This is a genomic window from Enterovirga sp. (assembly GCF_035325185.1).
In the GTDB taxonomy this organism is placed as follows: Bacteria; Pseudomonadota; Alphaproteobacteria; order Rhizobiales; family Beijerinckiaceae; genus Enterovirga.
Map to the genome: position 1 here is coordinate 47,959 of NZ_DAOLAJ010000002.1, position 15,730 is coordinate 63,688.

General features: G+C 66.2%; 13 protein-coding genes and 1 pseudogene. 10 read left to right on the plus strand and 4 right to left on the minus strand.

What is annotated here, in order from left to right:
* The 3 genes from PKD06_RS00685 to PKD06_RS00695 form a co-directional block, all read right to left on the minus strand.
* Nucleotides 1–1,293: hypothetical protein (locus tag PKD06_RS00685; protein ID WP_324376723.1), on the minus strand; the 1,293-nt coding region annotated here is incomplete at its 3' end.
* Between the two features lie 7 nt (nt 1,294–1,300).
* Entirely contained in the window at nt 1,301–3,013 is a 1,713-nt protein-coding gene (locus PKD06_RS00690; RefSeq protein WP_324376725.1) for a glycosyltransferase family 4 protein, read from the minus strand.
* 591 nt (nt 3,014–3,604) lie between these two features.
* Nucleotides 3,605–4,297, minus strand: coding sequence for a GntR family transcriptional regulator (locus PKD06_RS00695; protein WP_324376727.1), 693 nt, complete (start codon nt 4,295–4,297; stop codon nt 3,605–3,607).
* 163 nt (nt 4,298–4,460) lie between these two features.
* On the opposite strand from PKD06_RS00695, the gene PKD06_RS00700 reads away from it, so the two are divergent.
* From PKD06_RS00700 to PKD06_RS00745, 10 genes are all read left to right on the plus strand, one after another.
* On the plus strand, nt 4,461–5,150 hold the full coding sequence (locus PKD06_RS00700; protein WP_324376729.1) for a VOC family protein: 690 nt from the start codon (nt 4,461–4,463) through the stop codon (nt 5,148–5,150).
* Nucleotides 5,151–5,200: 50 nt separating this feature from the next.
* A complete protein-coding gene (locus PKD06_RS00705) occupies nt 5,201–7,387 on the plus strand; it encodes a thiamine pyrophosphate-dependent enzyme (RefSeq protein WP_324376732.1) in 2,187 nt (728 codons plus the stop codon).
* 13 nt (nt 7,388–7,400) lie between these two features.
* Nucleotides 7,401–8,762, plus strand: a complete 1,362-nt coding sequence (locus PKD06_RS00710; protein WP_324376734.1) for an acetoin dehydrogenase dihydrolipoyllysine-residue acetyltransferase subunit — start codon at nt 7,401–7,403, stop codon at nt 8,760–8,762.
* A gap of 42 nt (nt 8,763–8,804) precedes the next feature.
* On the plus strand, nt 8,805–10,058 hold the full coding sequence (locus tag PKD06_RS00715; RefSeq protein ID WP_324376736.1) for a branched-chain amino acid ABC transporter substrate-binding protein: 1,254 nt from the start codon (nt 8,805–8,807) through the stop codon (nt 10,056–10,058).
* Nucleotides 10,059–10,143: 85 nt separating this feature from the next.
* Nucleotides 10,144–11,085, plus strand: coding sequence for a branched-chain amino acid ABC transporter permease (locus PKD06_RS00720; RefSeq protein ID WP_324376738.1), 942 nt, complete (start codon nt 10,144–10,146; stop codon nt 11,083–11,085).
* 3 nt (nt 11,086–11,088) lie between these two features.
* Complete coding sequence (locus tag PKD06_RS00725; protein ID WP_324376739.1) at nt 11,089–12,318, plus strand: branched-chain amino acid ABC transporter permease; 1,230 nt, start codon at nt 11,089–11,091, stop codon at nt 12,316–12,318.
* The gene (locus PKD06_RS00730) at nt 12,315–13,067 is read left to right on the plus strand and encodes an ABC transporter ATP-binding protein (protein WP_324376741.1); all 753 of its coding nucleotides are present in this window, start codon (nt 12,315–12,317) and stop codon (nt 13,065–13,067) included. Before PKD06_RS00725 ends, PKD06_RS00730 begins: the two co-directional genes overlap by 4 nt.
* Entirely contained in the window at nt 13,067–13,783 is a 717-nt protein-coding gene (locus PKD06_RS00735; protein ID WP_324376743.1) for an ABC transporter ATP-binding protein, read from the plus strand. The genes PKD06_RS00730 and PKD06_RS00735 overlap by 1 nt, the downstream gene beginning before the upstream one ends.
* A 45-nt stretch (nt 13,784–13,828) precedes the next feature.
* Entirely contained in the window at nt 13,829–14,560 is a 732-nt protein-coding gene (locus tag PKD06_RS00740; protein WP_324376745.1) for an SDR family oxidoreductase, read from the plus strand.
* A gap of 57 nt (nt 14,561–14,617) precedes the next feature.
* Nucleotides 14,618–15,412: an SDR family oxidoreductase gene (locus PKD06_RS00745; RefSeq protein ID WP_324376747.1), complete on the plus strand. Its 795-nt coding sequence runs from the start codon at nt 14,618–14,620 to the stop codon at nt 15,410–15,412.
* An 18-nt stretch (nt 15,413–15,430) separates the two neighbouring features.
* Here the strand turns inward: PKD06_RS00745 and PKD06_RS00750 are convergent.
* Nucleotides 15,431–15,730 (minus strand): annotated as a pseudogene (locus PKD06_RS00750) (lipase family protein); the annotation flags it as partial.

Below are 15,730 nucleotides of genomic sequence, written 5' to 3' on the forward strand. Positions count from 1 at the left end.
GGCTTCCAGTTCAGCCAGATGTTCCGCTTCGCGCGCCTGGGATCGGGCGTTCAGCTCGGAAAGCTGGGCCGCGTGCGCCTCCCGCGCCCGGGCGAGGTGGGTCTCCGCCTCGGTCTTCCCGGCGGAAAGGGTCTGGATCTCCGCTTCGAGGGCGGCCACGGCGGTCGCTTCCTTCCTGCGCGCGGCTTCCAGTTCAGCCAGATGTTCCGCTTCGCGCGCCTGGGATCGGGCGTTCAGCTCGGAAAGCTGGGCCGCATGCGCATTCCGTGCCTGGGCGTGTTCTGCCTCAAGTGCTAAGCCTTCGCGGTCTTTCTCAAGCAATATTTGTTGCAGGTCATGGATCTTTGCCAGGGTATCTGCTTGCAGAGAAACGCCAGTTGCTTCTGCTGCGCGTGCAGCCTTGATCTCGGCGTGCTGACCATCAACTTCCTTTTCTCTCGATTTGAGCATTGACTCTGCAGATTTTAACGATTCTTGCAAGAGATTGCGTTCGTCTTCTAAAATTTCCGCTTTATGTATCGCCTCTATTCCTTGACCAAGCCGGTTGAAGGCTTGACGGCTTGCCAGATAAGCCGGCATTCCAGGACGCTGCTCCATAAGAGCAGTCAGTCGCTCGGCCTGGTTCTCTCCGTAGAGTACAATCTCTAGGTTGCGTCCGGCGCTGGAGGTTGATTCGAGCGTAAACGATCTATGTTCGTGGAGGAATAAATTTTTCCTAGTAATATAATTTGGAAAAACATGATCATGGCCGCATATCAATATTATTGAACTGTCCGATAGATAAGGTATTAATTCGCTTTGTAGTTGGCAAATTCCTTCCGAATCCATGGCCTGATTCAAGACAAGCAGATCGATCTTGCCGCCGAGTCGATGCGCGACGACAGTCGGATCTCCCGGCAGGATCTCAGAAAAATCAGCGTATTGCGCATCATGCTGGGCTCGCATGGCCGGAGTCATGAGCGGCTCGCCCGTCTGAACGCCAATGCAGACCGCGCTGTCTCCCAAGCGCTCGATCGCCTGGCAAAGCCCCATATAGACGACCCCATCTCCGACCCCGAGTTGTGCGATCGTCCGCGGCCTGGTCGTTCCCATCAGCCAAAACAGAAATGGCAGCAAACCCAGCATCGGCGAACTCGCCAAGTGCCGAGGGCGCCAGAACATCGACTGACTGGAGAGGGAGAGCGGAACGTACAGATCCCGGTCTTGTGTAGGAAACGGCGGCAAAGCAGGTGTCGGGCTATCCATTGCGGCGCCCTGTTTGACACGACGTGAAATTGCAGTATTCTTAGCCATCGCGATGCTACCTATCGTTCATTTGATTTAACATAGGAATCTGGCCTGGATCTGACACTTGGTAATCTTCCTCGCATATACCGTGAAGAGATACCCAAAAGAATTGCCGGATAAGAAAGCCGATGTCGCGTTGCTTTACCAGGCCCGGCTCGATATGGAATTCCGCCATGCGCCCGACCATGCGCACGGGTTTGATGATTTCCTCGACCTGCCGATAGAGCAACCTCACCCCATAATCGTCGAACAGCACCCGCACCGGGCGCTCGGCCCTCAGCAATATCGTAGCCAGACAAGCCGTTCGGAAACGTCCGTCGATCAGAACCACGTCGGGATGACGAAACCATGGCTGGTCCCAAATCCCGGTTGGATAGAGATAAAAATCTCGCCACGCCCGGTCGTTAAGTGGCCGCCCCCACGGACCCGTCTCTCCGATGTCGGCGTGATAAATGACGGCCGGGGACAGGATTTCAGGAGCGGTCAGTTTCTGTCGGAGATCTCGTGCCCAGGCAAGATCGCTTTCGACGCTCATGATGTATTTTCCCGGCATGCGCGCCGCGATCTCGATCGATCCCCCGGACCCATATTCCAAGATGACTTTCGCGCCTGCGTAAGTGCGAGTCAGATGCTCAACCTCTTCCGGCGGCATGAATGGCGCAGCCGGAGTCCTGGCGGAACTGCCCGCCACCGCTCGGACATAGTGGGCCAGCATCCGGTCTCCCCAGAGATTTCTGGAAAAATAAGAATGCGCTAAATCGGAGCAGTCTGTCATATCCTCGCGTCTGTCCGTCGAGGAAAAAATAAGATCCTGTAGTATATCCAGCATATCAGAGGGGGGCATCGACTCGTCCAAGCCAAATTCCCCGAAATTGCACCGGGCGGCGGCCCAGAAGTTGTCGCGCGTCACGAGGCCGAAGCAGCCCCGGGACGCCGGCGCGATGGTAGGCATGCCCCTTGCCAGAGACGCGAGCGCGGATCGGCCTGATGATACCGAGGCGTGACAGGCCGATTCCAGATGGGCCAACTTCTCGTCGTCCGGCCGGCCGTGAAAATGCACTGCCTCTCGGCCGACGATGTCGCTCAACTCCTGGGCGGCGGCTTTCACTCGCTCGAGTTCAGGCCCCGTTCCGGCAATTTCCCACCGTATCGCGCCCTCTTCACGCCGGGCCTGCAGGCGCAAGACTTCCAGCAGAAGCTCGGTAAACTCTCTCTTGTCGCGATCGAATCGCGACGCCACCAGGACACGTGCAGGAAGAGCGGCCTTTGCGGGGCGACGCCTCACCCGCGATCTTGACGAGGATATGACTGTATTCGGCATGTCGTGGATTCGATCCAACGCCTGCGGCGCAGTCTCAAGAATCTTTTGGCGAACCGCCGGCGAGACAGCAAAAATGCCTGAACAGTGTTGCCAGTATTTTTCGATACTATCCATGTCGTCGCAGTAAAAGGTCACGAAGTATGGAATGCCGAGCTTTTCCCGAGCCTCCAGGCCCCAAATGCGAGCGGGCCCGGCGTGAGCATGAATAAGATCATAGCTCCCCTCCAGGGCGCCGGTGGCGAGGAAGCGCTCCCGGTTCTCATAATCCGTCTCCCGCACTGTCGCGCCCAGATTCACCATGCGTTGCACAAATGGACCGGAAGGACAGACCAGCGTGACCCTGTGCCCTCGATAGAGGAGATATTCTGCGGTGTCTGCGATATTGTCTTGCAAATCGTCATGCATGGCACGATACCAACCATACATTAGCACGTGCATTTCTTCCGCCTTCTACACTCTTCGCCCTCGACGGATGGCTGTGTAGCCTATAAGAGTGCGCCGCATGGATGGCAAGCTCTGCTGTGCTCGTCAGCTATCAGCTTGGCGATGCGAGTTCATCTGCTGACATCGGATTTGTGTCGCCTCTCTCAGATTGGAGCCCGATATGCCCGGTCGCGCGTTCCGATGGGCGTGATGCGCATGGTTGATTGACGGGCTTGTTCCGCGCTTGGTGACGATGATCGAGAATGTCGGCGTGGGATTTGTGGACGCGGTTCCACAGCCGGTTGTCACATAGACTTGCCGGACGTCCTCTTGCGGGTTTCGCTCTGGACATTTCAGCGGCAGCGGGACGCGGGGGGTGTCGAGTGGAGCGGCAGGTCTGCTCGATCGTGACGGCCGGCCTGATCGGGATGAAACATGCACCGGAGCCGTTCGAAGGGACGCCCGTCGCGGCTCTCGGGTGGCCGGCTCGCGGCCGGCCGCGCCGAGGCACTTCCCGGAAAGCTCGCCTCTGACGCTGCCGGGGCGGCCCGGCCCCCCCCCGGGGCATGCCCATCACGCCAGCGGGGACGAGGAGATGACGTGCCAGTTCGTCTGGAGCTGAAGCCTCGTGCGGCGGATATGGCTCGCCAGATACCGCTCGGCATCGACCTCGTCCCGACGCCGGACCGCCTCCATGATCAGCCGGTGCTCCGCGTGGATGACCCATTGGCCGGCTTTTCCGATGAGGCGGGAATAGGCGCGGCGATAATGCTGCGTCGTGTTCCAGAAGCGCTCGATCGTCGCTAGCAGGGTCGGCATCCCGGCGGCCTGGTAGCTCAGCAGGTGGAAATCCCTGTCGAGCCTGAGGAACTCCTCCACTCCGCTCGACGCCTCGATCTGGGCCGCAAGGTCGAAGAGGCGTGCGATGGTCGCCTCGTCCATCCGTGCCATGCTCTCGCTCAGGGCCAGCGGCTCGACGCGCTCGCGGACCTTGTAGATCTCCGCGCATTCGGTGATGTCGGCCTTCGCGATCCAGGCCCCGGAATTCGGCACCAGCACCACGAGGCCTTCGCTTTCGAGGTTCCGCAGGGCCTCGCGCACCGGAATGCGGCTCGTCCTGTAGCGCTCGGCCAGTTCCTCCTGCCGAAGGCGTGCGCCGGGCACATAGGCGCCGGCCAGGATCTCCGCCCTCAGAGCGGCCGTGATCGCGAGGCTGCGGACGACCCCGTTCCTGTCCTTGCGGTCGCCGGATCGCTCGGCCGTCATCACCACGTCACCTGCACGGCGGGCTGGATACCATCGGCGATGCTCGTGGCGCAAATGTATCCAATACTGGCATAAATTCTGTTTTATTCCCGAATAACCGGCGTGAATGGATACATTTGCGTTGACAATGAATCGAGGCGCGCCTAGGCAATTGCCAACACGGGTGGAAAAGCCGAAGGTTCAGGATGCGGTCGCCGCTCAGCCGGAGGATCGCAGCGTGCCGGGCCGGCTCGGAGACGGGCCGGGCACCCTGATCGTGCCGAGGGGGGATATGGCTGGCGTGCAGCGACAGGTGAGCGATCGGCCGGAGCCGGACGCGGCAATGCGGGGGCTGCCCGGCCTGCGGGGTACCGATCACATCGGCTTCACCGTGCCGGATGTCGAGGAGGCGGCGCGCTTCTTCGTCGACGTCATCGGCTGCGAGAGATTCTACGAACTCGGCCCCTTCCAGTCGGACGACGACTGGATGGCCCGTCAGCTCGACGTCGATCCGCGCACCGTGATGAAGAAGCTCGTCTTCCTGCGCTGCGGGTTCGGCTCGAATTTCGAGATATTCGAGTACGCCGCGCCCGGCCAGCGCCGGGTCCAGCCCCGCAACAGCGACGTGGGCGGGCATCATCTCGCCTTCTACGTGGACGATTTCGACGCGGCCCTTCGCCATCTGCGCGCGAACGGGGTTCGCGTCCTCGGCGAGCCCGTGCTGCGCGAGAGCGGGCCCAGCGCCGGGCAGACCTGGATCTATTTCCTGACCCCCTGGGGCATGCAATGCGAGCTCGTCAGCTTCCCTCGTGGCAAGGGCTACGAGCGGGAGACCGAGCGCCGCCTGTGGCACCCGGCCTCACCCGCAGCCTGACCCTCCGCAACCTCCCGTCCCGCTCCTCTCAACCTCGCCGAGCTATCCTGATGCCAACCCATGCTGACCTGAAACCGGCAGCCGCGTGGCGCGAATTGAAGACCACCCGCGACGACTGGAACGCGGCGGAGAGCGGCCTTCTCGGCACCATGCTGACCTCCATGTCGCTGATCCGCGCCTTCGAGGAGAAGGTCCTGGAACTGGCGGGGCAGGGGCTCGTGCACGGCCCGGCGCATTCCGCGGTCGGGCAGGAAGGCGGCGCGACGGGGTCCGCCGTGATGATGCGCGGGTCGGACCAGGTGAACGGCTCCCATCGGGCGCACCACCAGTTCCTCGCGAAATCCCTGCAATACGTCGCGCCGGACGGCCTCTCGCCGACCGCCGAATTCTCCGGCGACGTGCGCGACCTCTCGAAGACCACCCTGACGGAGATCCTCGGCCTCGCCGACGGCTTCTGCCGGGGGCGCGGCGGCTCCATGCATCTGCGCTGGGCGCAATCGGGCAATCTCGGCACCAACGCCATCGTCGGGGGAGGGGTGCCGCTCGCGGCCGGCGCCGCCTTCGCGCACAAGCGGGCCGGGACGGGGGATGTGGCCTTCACCTATTTCGGCGACGGGGCGACGAATATCGGCTCGGTCCTGGAGACCATGAACCTCGCGGCCGCCTGGAAGCTGCCGCTGTGCTTCTTCATCGAGAACAACCGCTATGCGGTCTCGACGCGCGTGGAGGAGGCGACGGCGGAGACGCGCCTCTCGGCGCGCGGCCTCGGCTTCGGCATTCCCGCCTGGAAGGTGAACGGCATGGATCCCCTCGCCGTGGCCCTCGCGACGCAGGAGGCGCTCGAGGTGATGCGCGCCGGCGAGGGCCCGACGGTCATCGAGGCGGATGTCTATCGCTTCTTCCACCAGAACGGGCCGCTGCCCGGCAGCGCCTTCGGCTATCGCACGCGCGAGGAGGAGGCGGAGTGGCGCGGGCGCGATCCCATCGACCTCCTCGCCCGCGAGATGCAGGAGCGCCAGCTCATCGGGGAGGGGGAGGTCGCGGCCCTCAGGGCGCGCGCCCGGGCGCTGATGGAGGATGTGGCCGGCGAGCTGGTCGAGATGGCGGATGGCAGGCGCCGCATCATCCCGGCGCTCTGGCCCGCCCCCGATTTCCGCGATTTCGGCGTCCGCGGCGACCTCTCCGAGCTTGCGGGCGTCCGCACCGCGGAGCTTGAGACCTTCACGGGCGCGATCATGTCCGATGCGAAGTTCGTGGACGTGGTCGCCGACGTCATGCATCGCCGCATGGCCGAGGACCCGCGCATCGTGGTGATGGGCGAGGACGTGCATCGCCTCAAGGGCGGGACGAACGGAGCCACGCGCGGCCTCAAGGAAGCCTTCGGCGACAGGGTGCTGGGCACTCCCATCAGCGAGAACGCCTTCGCGGGCCTCGCGGGCGGCGCGGCGATGGACGGGCGTGTCGTTCCCGTGGTCGAGTTCATGTATCCCGACTTCATGTGGGTCGCGGCCGACCAGGTGTTCAACCAGATCGGCAAGGCGCGGCACATGTTCGGCGGCGACATCGACGTCCCGCTCGTGCTGCGCACCAAGGTCGCGATGGGCACGGGCTACGGGTCCCAGCACTCGATGGATCCGGCCGGCATCTTTGCCACCGCGCCGGGTTGGCGCATCGTCGCCCCCTCGACGGCCTTCGACTATGTCGGCCTCATGAACAGCGCTCTCGCCTGCAAGGATCCAGTGCTCGTCCTGGAGCATGTCGATCTCTACAACACGAAGGGCCCGGCGCCGGCGGACGACCTCGATTACTTCATCCCCTTCGGCAAGGCGAAGGTGGTGCGCGAGGGCTCCGACCTCACGGTCCTCACCTATCTCTCCATGGTGCGCACGGTGCTCGCCGAGGTCGAGCGCCTGGGCGTGGATGCGGAGGTCGTCGACCTGCGCAGCCTCGACCGGGCGGGGCTCGACTGGGAGACGATCGAAGCCTCGATCGCCAAGACGGGCAACGTGCTCGTCGTCGAGCAGGGCTCGATCGGCACCTCCTATGGCGGGATGCTGGCCGCCGAGATCCAGGCCCGCTGCTTCGACGCGCTCGACCAGCCCGTGCAGCGCGTCCATGGCGGGGAAGCCTCGCCCTCGATCTCCAAGGTCCTGGAACAGGCCGCCTGCGCGGGCCCCGCGGAGGTGGAAGCGGGACTGCGGCGCGTGATGGCCGACCAGGGCCGCCCCCTGGCCTGAGCGGGACACGACGATGCCCAAGGACATCCTGATGCCCGCCCTCGCCGCCGGAATGGAGGAGGGTCACCTCGTCCGCTGGCTCAAGAAGGAGGGCGACGCGATCCGGCGCGGCGACTCGCTGGCCGAGATCGAGACCGACAAGGCGGTCATGGAGCTGGAGGCCGAGGCCGACGGCCGTCTCGCCGACATCGTGTTCGGCGACGGCTCCCCCGGCGTGCCCGTCGGCATGCGCATCGCCTGCATTCTCGCCGAGGGCGAGGCGGCACCGCCCCGCGCTCCGGCTGCGGCGAAGCCCGCCGCGCCCGCGCCCCGGCCCGCCGCAGCGGCTCCGGCGCCGAAGCCGAGCGCGGCCCCGCCCCCGCGCGTCGTCCCGGCTCCTCCCCCGGCCGGGAAGGCGCCGCGCCGTGTGCCGGACGAGCTGGTGGCGGCGCGGAAGATCCCGGCCTCGCCCCTCGCGCGCCGCCTCGCGGAAGCCCGCGGGCTCGATCTCGCCGGCCTCGTCGGCAGCGGGCCCAGGGGGCGCATCGTGCGCATCGACGTCGAGCGGGCGCAGAAGGCGGCTCCGGCCGGCGTGCCGCAACCCGTCGCCGCCCCCGCCCTCGCCGGCACGGCGGGAGGCCCGCTCCATCATGCCTGGATCCGGCAGGGCGAGGGCAGGCCGCTGGTGATGGTGCACGGCTTCGGCGCGGAGCTGAACGGCTGGCGGCCGTTCCTCATCGGCGCGCGTCTCGCCCGGCCCGTGCTCGGCATCGACCTGCCGGGGCATGGCGGCTCCGCGGCGCACGGCGCCTCGACCTTCGAGGAGCTTGTCCGGGCGCTGGGCGAGACCATCGACCGGGTCGGGCTCCATGATTTCGACCTCGTCGCCCATTCCCTCGGCGGCGCCGTCTCGACGGCCCTGGCGGACGAGGGGCGCCACGACCTGCGCTCGCTCTTCCTGCTGGCGCCGGCCGGCCTCGGTCCCGAGATCAACGGCGCCTTCGTGTCGGGCTTCGCGCGCGCCCGCTCGGCGGCGAGCCTCGCGCCCTGGCTGGCGGAGCTGGTGGCCGATCCCGCCATCATCACCCCCGCCTTCGTGCAGGCGAGCGCGGCGATCCGCGACGACGTCCTGGTCGCGGCCCAGCAGCGCCTCGTCGCGAGCCTCTTCCCGGACGGGACGCAGGCCTTCGGCATCCGGGCCGCGCTGGAGAGGATCGCGGTTCCGGTCTCGGTGGTGTTCGGCGGGGCGGACCGGGTCATTCCGCCGGGCCAGGCCCGCGGCCTTCCGGGGAGCGTGGCGCTCCATCTCTTCGCGGGGATCGGCCATATGCCGCAGCTCGAGATCCGGGAGAGCGTCTGGCGGATCCTCGAGCGCCATCTGCGGGCGGCGGGCTGACGCCCGCGGAAAACGACAACTCATCAAAAAGGGAGGAACATCATGAAGGGACGCACAGCAACCAAGGCCCGTTTCCTGGCGCCGCTCGCGGCGGCGCTCGTGGCGGCTGGAGCGGCATCGGCCGAGCCGCTCAAGATCGCGGTGATCGAGACGCTGTCCGGTCCCCAGGCCTCCACCGGCCTCCTGTTCAAGACGGCGGCGCGCTACGGCATCGACAAGCTCAACGCCGCCGGCGGCTATGGCGGCGAGCCGATCCAGCTCCTGGAATACGACAACCAGGGCGGCCCCGTCGGCGCGGCGGACAAGGTCAAGGCGGCCGTCGCGGACGGCGCGCGCATCATCGTCCAGGGCTCGTCCTCGGCGGTGTCCGGCCAGATCACGGAAGACGTGCGCAAGCATAACCTGCGCAATCCCGGCAAGGAGGTCATCTTTCTCAACGTCGGCGGCGAGGCTCTCGAACTGACCGGGGCCAAATGTCATTTCCACCACTTCCGGTTCAACCCGAACGCCGAGATCCGCGTGAAGCCCATGGTACAGGCCATGAAGGAGGCCGGCATCCTGGGCACGCGCGTCTATTCCATGAACCAGAACTATTCCTGGGGCATGGACATGCAGAACGCCATCGACGCCAACGCCAAGGCCGGCGGCTATACCGTCGTGGAAAGGACGCTGCACGACGTGGGGAAGATCCAGGACTTCTCCCCCTACGTCTCCAAGATCGCCGCCTCCAACGCGGAGACGGTCATCACGGGCAACTGGTCGAACGACCTGCTTCTCCTGATGAAGGCGTCCCGCGGCGCCGGTCTGAAGGTGCGCTTCGCCACCACCTTCCTCGACCAGCCCGGCAACATCGCCAATGCCGGCGACGTGGCCGTCGGTCACGTGGTGTCCCACCCGTTCAATGCGGAGGCCAGTCCGGAGGCGGCCGCCTTTGCCGAGGACTACAAGGCCAAGATGGGCCACTATCCGGTCTATATCGAGCCCCAGACCGCCTTCGGCATGGCGATGCTTGGCGAAGCGCTGAAGGGGGCTCCGCTCGCGAAGGGGGCCGCGCTCAACATCAATGCCATCGGCAAGGCGCTGGAGAAGACGACGGTCAAGTCTCCGATGGGCGAGGCCTCCATGCGGGCGGATGATCACCAGATCCAGATTCCCATGGCTATCTCGATCGTGGCGGAGGATGCCAAGTTCAAGGTGGACGGCACCAATCTCGGGTTCAAGCCGATGAAGATCTTCACGGCGGCCGAAACCTCCTCGCCGGTGCAGAGCAACTGCAAGATGGTTCGGCCGAACTGATTTCACTTAAGGCGGATCGGCACGGCCCGCACGACGGGCCGGCCGAAGCCTGCGGGCGGCTTTCCGCCCGCCAGGGAGGTCTCCGATGGAATATCTTGCCGTCGCGCTGCTGAACGGAGCGATCTACGGATTGCTTCTGTTCATGGTCTCAGCCGGCCTGACGCTCGTTTTCGGCATGATGGGCGTCCTCAACTTCGCCCATGCCTCCTTCTACATGATGGGCGCCTATATCGCCTACGCGTTGGCAGGGGTCATCGGCTTTCCCCTCGCGGTCATCATCGCTCCGATCATCGTCGGCGGCGTCGGCGTGATCGTCGAGCGGTACTTCCTTCGCCGCGTGCACCGCTACGGGCATGCGCACGAGCTTCTTCTGACCTTCGGCCTGTCCTTCATCATCGCCGAGGTGATCAAGCTGATCTTCGGCAATTTCCCCGTCGACTACCGGCTGCCCGCCAGCCTCGACTTCGCCGCCTTCCGCATCGGCGGCACGGATTATCCCGTCTACCGCCTGCTCATGGGCGGGGTCGCGCTCGGAATGTTCGGCCTGATCTACGCGCTCCTCAGCACGACCCGCGTCGGCATCGTCGTGCGCTCGGCGATCTACCGCCCCCGCATGGCCGAGGCCTTGGGCCACAACGTGCCCGTCCTGTTCATGAGCGTCTTCGGGGTCGGGGCGATGCTCGCGGGCCTCGCGGGCGCGCTGGCGGGCGCCTTCTACACCACCAACCCCAACATGGCGCTCGAGCTGGGCGTCATGGTGTTCGTGGTGGTGGTGATCGGGGGGCTCGGCTCCCTCGAAGGGGCGATGGTCGCCTCGATCCTGATCGGCGTCGTGACCTCGCTCGCCGTCGGGGTCGATGCGAGCCTCGCCGACCTCCTCGGGTTCATCGGCCTCGGCGACTGGGCGCGCGCGGTCGGCGGGGTGCTCACCCTCCAGGTGTCGAGCCTCGCCGCCACGCTGCCCTTCGCGCTGATGCTGATCGTGCTGCTCGTTCGTCCCTCGGGCCTCTTCGGCGAGAAAGGCTGATCCATGCGACCGTCCGCCCTCCTGCTCTCGCTCGCGGTCGTCGCCCTCCTGGTCGCGGCACCGGCTTTGCTGTCGGCGAGCCTTCTCAACGCGGCGATCCAGATGCTGATCGCCGCCCTGTTCGCCTCCGCCTTCTCGCTCCTGTGCGGACAGGCGGGCATGCTGTCCTTCGGCCATTCGGCCTATTTCGGGCTCGGCGCCTTCGCGACGATCCACGCCATGAACGCCTTCAACGGCGCCGGGCTCCTGCCGACGCCGCTCCTGCCGCTGGCGGGCGCCCTCATGGGCCTCCTGGCCGGGATCGTGGCCGGCTGGTTCGCGACCAAGCGGACGGGCGTCTATTTCTCGATGATCACGCTCGCGCTCGGCGAGCTGCTGCACGCCCTCGCCCCGCACCTGAAGGAGTTCTTTGGGGGCGAGGCGGGGATATCGGCCATGCGCATGCCGGCCTGGGGCCTGACCTTCGGCTCGACGACGGAGGTCTATTATCTCACGCTGGGCTGGGTGCTGCTGTCGCTCGCGCTCCTCTATTTCTTCACCCTGACGCCGGTGGGGCGCCTGACGCTGGGATTGAGGGAGAACCAGCACCGCCTGCGCTTCCTCGGCTACAACATCCACACGCTTTCGGTCCTCGTCTTCTCCATTTCGGCGATGTTCTCGGGCGTCGCGGGGGCGCTCCAGGCGTTGAACATCGAGGCGGCGAACTATGTCGTCCTCGACATGCAGCTCTCGGCCTCCGTCGTCCTGAACAGCTTCATCGGCGGGGTGAAGGTCTTCCTCGGCCCGGCCATCGGGGCGGCCATCATGACCTTCTTCGGCTATGCCGTTTCGGATCTCACGCGGTCCTGGCTTCTCTACCAGGGCGTGATCTTCGTCCTCGTGATGATGTTCCTGCCGGAAGGTCTCGTCGGCGAGCTGGTCCGGCGCCTGCGGGAAGGCCGCGTCGGCTTCAGTCCCTCGCGGATCGCCGCCGGCCTCGTCTTCGCCGCGGCGGTGGTGATCGCGACGCTCGGCTTCATCTGCGCGGTGGAGCTGGCCCAGCGCTTCTTCTCCTCCGACTACCGGGCGACGGTCGGCGCCGCCGGCTGGCCTCCGGTCGAGCTGTTCGGACGCGACTGGGGCCCCTTCCAGATCGTCACCTGGGTCGTCCCCCTGGGGCTGATGGCGGCGGGCATCGCCCTTCTCGCCTATAGCGGCCGGCGCCTCGGCGCCGAGCATGGAGGCGAGGCATGATCGCTCCAGTCCTTTCCCTTCGCAACGTCCGCAAGGCCTTCGGGCCCATCGAGATCATCCGCGGCGTCACGCTCGACATCGTTCCGGGCGAGCGGCACGCGGTGATCGGTCCGAACGGGGCGGGCAAGTCCACCCTGTTCCATCTCATCTCCGGCCAGTATGTGCCGACGTCCGGGGATATCCTGCTGGAGGGCCTCCCGATCGGCGGCTTGCCGCCCCACTTGGTGAACCGGCAGGGCCTCGCCCGCTCCTTCCAGATCACGAACATCTTTCCGGGCCTCAGCGTCTTCGAGAACCTGCGTCTCGCGGCGATGCGGCGCTTCCGGCTCGATCGCGTCGCCTGGCGGCGGGCCTCGGGATACGGCGCCGTCACGGCGCTGGTGGAGGATCTCCTGGAGCAGGTCCGGCTCGCGAAACGCGCCTCGACCATCGCGAGCGAGCTGTCCTACTCGGAGCAGCGCTCGCTGGAGATCGGGATGACGCTGGCGAGCGATCCCAAGGTCGTCCTCCTCGACGAGCCCATGGCCGGCATGTCGCACGAGGAGACCGAGTACACGACCGAGCTCATCCGGGACATCACGCAGGGACGCACCCTGCTCATCGTCGAGCACGACATGGATGTCGTGTTCCGCCTGTCGGACCGGATCAGCGTCCTCGTCTATGGCGAGCTGATCGCCACCGGCACGCCCCAGGAGATCAGGGGCAATGCGCAAGTCCGGGAAGCCTATCTCGGCGAGGAGGTGAGCTGATGGCCGCGACCCCGCTCCTGTCCGTCGACAACCTGCATGCGCATTATGGCAAGAGCCATATCCTGCACGGGGTCACCTTCGACGTGGGCGAAACCGAGGTCGTGAGCCTGCTCGGCCGCAACGGCTCGGGCCGCTCGACGACGCTCAAGGCGATCATGGGCCTGGTGCCGCCTTCGGGGGGCGCCGTGCGGCTGCGCGGAAGCGATCTCGCCGGCCAGCGCCCCTTCACCATCTGCCGCCGGGGCATCGCCTACGTGCCGGAGGAGCGGGAAATCTTCCTGAACCTCACCGTCGACGAGAACCTGCGCATGGGCGAGCAGAAGGGCCCCGCGGGCGCCTCGCGCTGGACGGTCGAGCAGATGTTCGACTATTTCCCGCGCCTCAAGGAGCGGCGGAACACGCGCGCGGGCAGCCTGTCGGGCGGCGAGCAGCAGATGCTCACCATGTGCCGGTCCCTGCTCGGCAATCCGCTGGTGATCCTCATCGACGAGCCGACCGAGGGCCTCGCTCCCAAGATCGTGGCGGCCGTGGGCGAGACGATCGCCGACATCAACCAGCGCGGCGTGTCCGTGATCCTCGTCGAGCAGAAGCTCACCATCGCGCTCAAGGTTTCGCACCGGGTCTGCGTGATGGGGCACGGACGCATCGTCTTCGAGGGCACGCCCGCCGATCTCACCTCAAGCCCCGGCCTCATGGAAGAATGGCTTGCGGTGTGAGGCGACGCTCCCTTTCCATTAGATGACATCTCGCAGGGCCGGCACATGACACGTGAGAAGCCAACCAAGGTCGCCTTCATCACAGGGGCGGGAGGGGAGATCGGCGCCGCCGTGGCGCGCGCCTTCGCCGAGGACGGGACGGCCCTCGTCCTGACCGATCTGAACGAGCAGAGCCTCGTTCCCCTCGCGCAGTCGCTGCCGGTGCCGGTGAAGACCTATGCGCACGACGTCACGGATTTCGAGGCAACCCGCAGGATCGCCGACGATGCGGCGGCGTCCTTCGGGGCGATCGACCATGTCGTGACGAGCGCCGGGCTCTACCAGCATATCGAGATCCGCGATGCGACCTTCGAGCAGTGGCGGCGGTCGCTGGCCATCAATCTCGACGGCACCTTCGCCACGATCCGCTGCCTCCTGCCGCATCTCGCGGAGGGCAGCGCCATCGTCAACATCGCCTCGGTCGCCGGCCACAAGGGCAGCATCGACCACACGCCCTACGCAGCAGCGAAAGGCGGCGTGATCACCCTGACCCGGAGCCTCGCCCAGGAACTCGCCCCGAAGACGCGCGTGAACGCCGTCTCCCCGGGGCTGATCGACACGAAAATGCTCCAGAACATGGAGCCGGAGCGGCGGCAGGCGACCGCCAACGCCCTGCCTCTCAAGCGTCTCGGCACGTCCGAGGAGGTCGCCGCCGTGGTGAAGTTCCTCTGCGCTCCCGCCGCGGGCTACATCACCGGCGAGACGATCCACGTCAACGGCGGCCTCTATCTGGCTTAGGATTCAGCGAAACGTCACAACGGCCTCTAGAGACGCCGAGACGAGGGATGAGCCGGAATGGAATTGAAGGATAAGATTGCGCTGGTCACCGGCGCCGGGTCGGGCCTGGGTCTTGCGACCGCGACCACCTTCGCCCGCGAGGGCGCGAAGGTGATGATCAACGACCTGCGGGCGGAGACGGCGCAAGCCGCGGCGGCCGCGATCGGACCCGAGCACGGGGCCGTCGGCGGCGATGTCTCGAAGGAAGCCGATGTCGACGCCATGGTGAAGGCGGTGCTCGACAGGTTCGGCCGGATCGACATCCTGATCAACAATGCCGGGGTGCCGGACAGCTTCGTGCCGACCGTGGACCAGTCGCTCGCGCATTGGCAGCGCCTCATCGACATCCATCTGACGGGAACCTATCTCGTCTCGAAGAAGGTCGCCCCGCACATGATCGCGCAGGGGGGCGGCGCGATGGTGAACCTGTCGTCGCTCGCCGGCGTGCTCGGCCTGCCGGTGCGCACGGCCTACAGCGCCGCCAAGGCCGGGATCAGCATGCTGACGCGTGTCCTCGGCTGCGAGTGGGCGCCGCATCATGTCCGGGTGAACGCCGTTGCGCCCGGCTATATCCTGACGCCCCTCACCGAGGCGCTGATCAAGGACGGCAAGCTCGACAGCGACCGGCTCCGCAGGCGCACCCCCATGGGCAAGATGGGCCGGCCCGAGGATATCGCCCAGGCCATGGTCTTCCTGTGCTCGGACCGGGCCCGATACGTCACGGGGATCACGATGCCCGTGGATGGCGGCTACTGCGCCTTCGGTGCGCCGAGCGACGCCTTTCCCGGCGATCTGGATGCCGCGCTGACCTGAGATTCGCCGCAGGCGATGTCAGCCGAGCGCCGCGCAATAGCGATCGGGCAGGTGGTCGCCGATGCCGGGCACGAGGATCTGGGAGAGCTGTCCCAGAAGGTCCTCCCGGGGGCTGCGGGAGAGCGGGCCGGACACGAGTTCCGCCACCCGGCCAAAAAGACCGGCGACGCCCTCGTCGGCCGGAGAGGGCGCGTCGGAATCGGCATTCGCCAGCATGTCGGCGGGATCGAACTTTCCGCCGCGGGCGCAGGCGAGGTAGCGCCCGACATGGCGGAAGTCCAGTTCCGGCGGCGGCACCGCCGCGACGACGTCCTTCCC

Coding starts and splice junctions, on each gene's coding strand:
- PKD06_RS00735 (WP_324376743.1), top strand. CDS start 13,067: ATGGCCGCGACCCCGCTCCTGTCCGTCGACAACCTGCATGCGCATTAT.
- PKD06_RS00715 (WP_324376736.1), top strand. CDS start 8,805: ATGAAGGGACGCACAGCAACCAAGGCCCGTTTCCTGGCGCCGCTCGCG.
- PKD06_RS00730 (WP_324376741.1), top strand. CDS start 12,315: ATGATCGCTCCAGTCCTTTCCCTTCGCAACGTCCGCAAGGCCTTCGGG.
- PKD06_RS00745 (WP_324376747.1), top strand. CDS start 14,618: ATGGAATTGAAGGATAAGATTGCGCTGGTCACCGGCGCCGGGTCGGGC.
- PKD06_RS00720 (WP_324376738.1), top strand. CDS start 10,144: ATGGAATATCTTGCCGTCGCGCTGCTGAACGGAGCGATCTACGGATTG.
- PKD06_RS00725 (WP_324376739.1), top strand. CDS start 11,089: ATGCGACCGTCCGCCCTCCTGCTCTCGCTCGCGGTCGTCGCCCTCCTG.
- PKD06_RS00690 (WP_324376725.1), bottom strand. CDS start 3,013: ATGCATGACGATTTGCAAGACAATATCGCAGACACCGCAGAATATCTC.
- PKD06_RS00740 (WP_324376745.1), top strand. CDS start 13,829: ATGACACGTGAGAAGCCAACCAAGGTCGCCTTCATCACAGGGGCGGGA.
- PKD06_RS00695 (WP_324376727.1), bottom strand. CDS start 4,297: ATGACGGCCGAGCGATCCGGCGACCGCAAGGACAGGAACGGGGTCGTC.
- PKD06_RS00710 (WP_324376734.1), top strand. CDS start 7,401: ATGCCCAAGGACATCCTGATGCCCGCCCTCGCCGCCGGAATGGAGGAG.
- PKD06_RS00705 (WP_324376732.1), top strand. CDS start 5,201: ATGCCAACCCATGCTGACCTGAAACCGGCAGCCGCGTGGCGCGAATTG.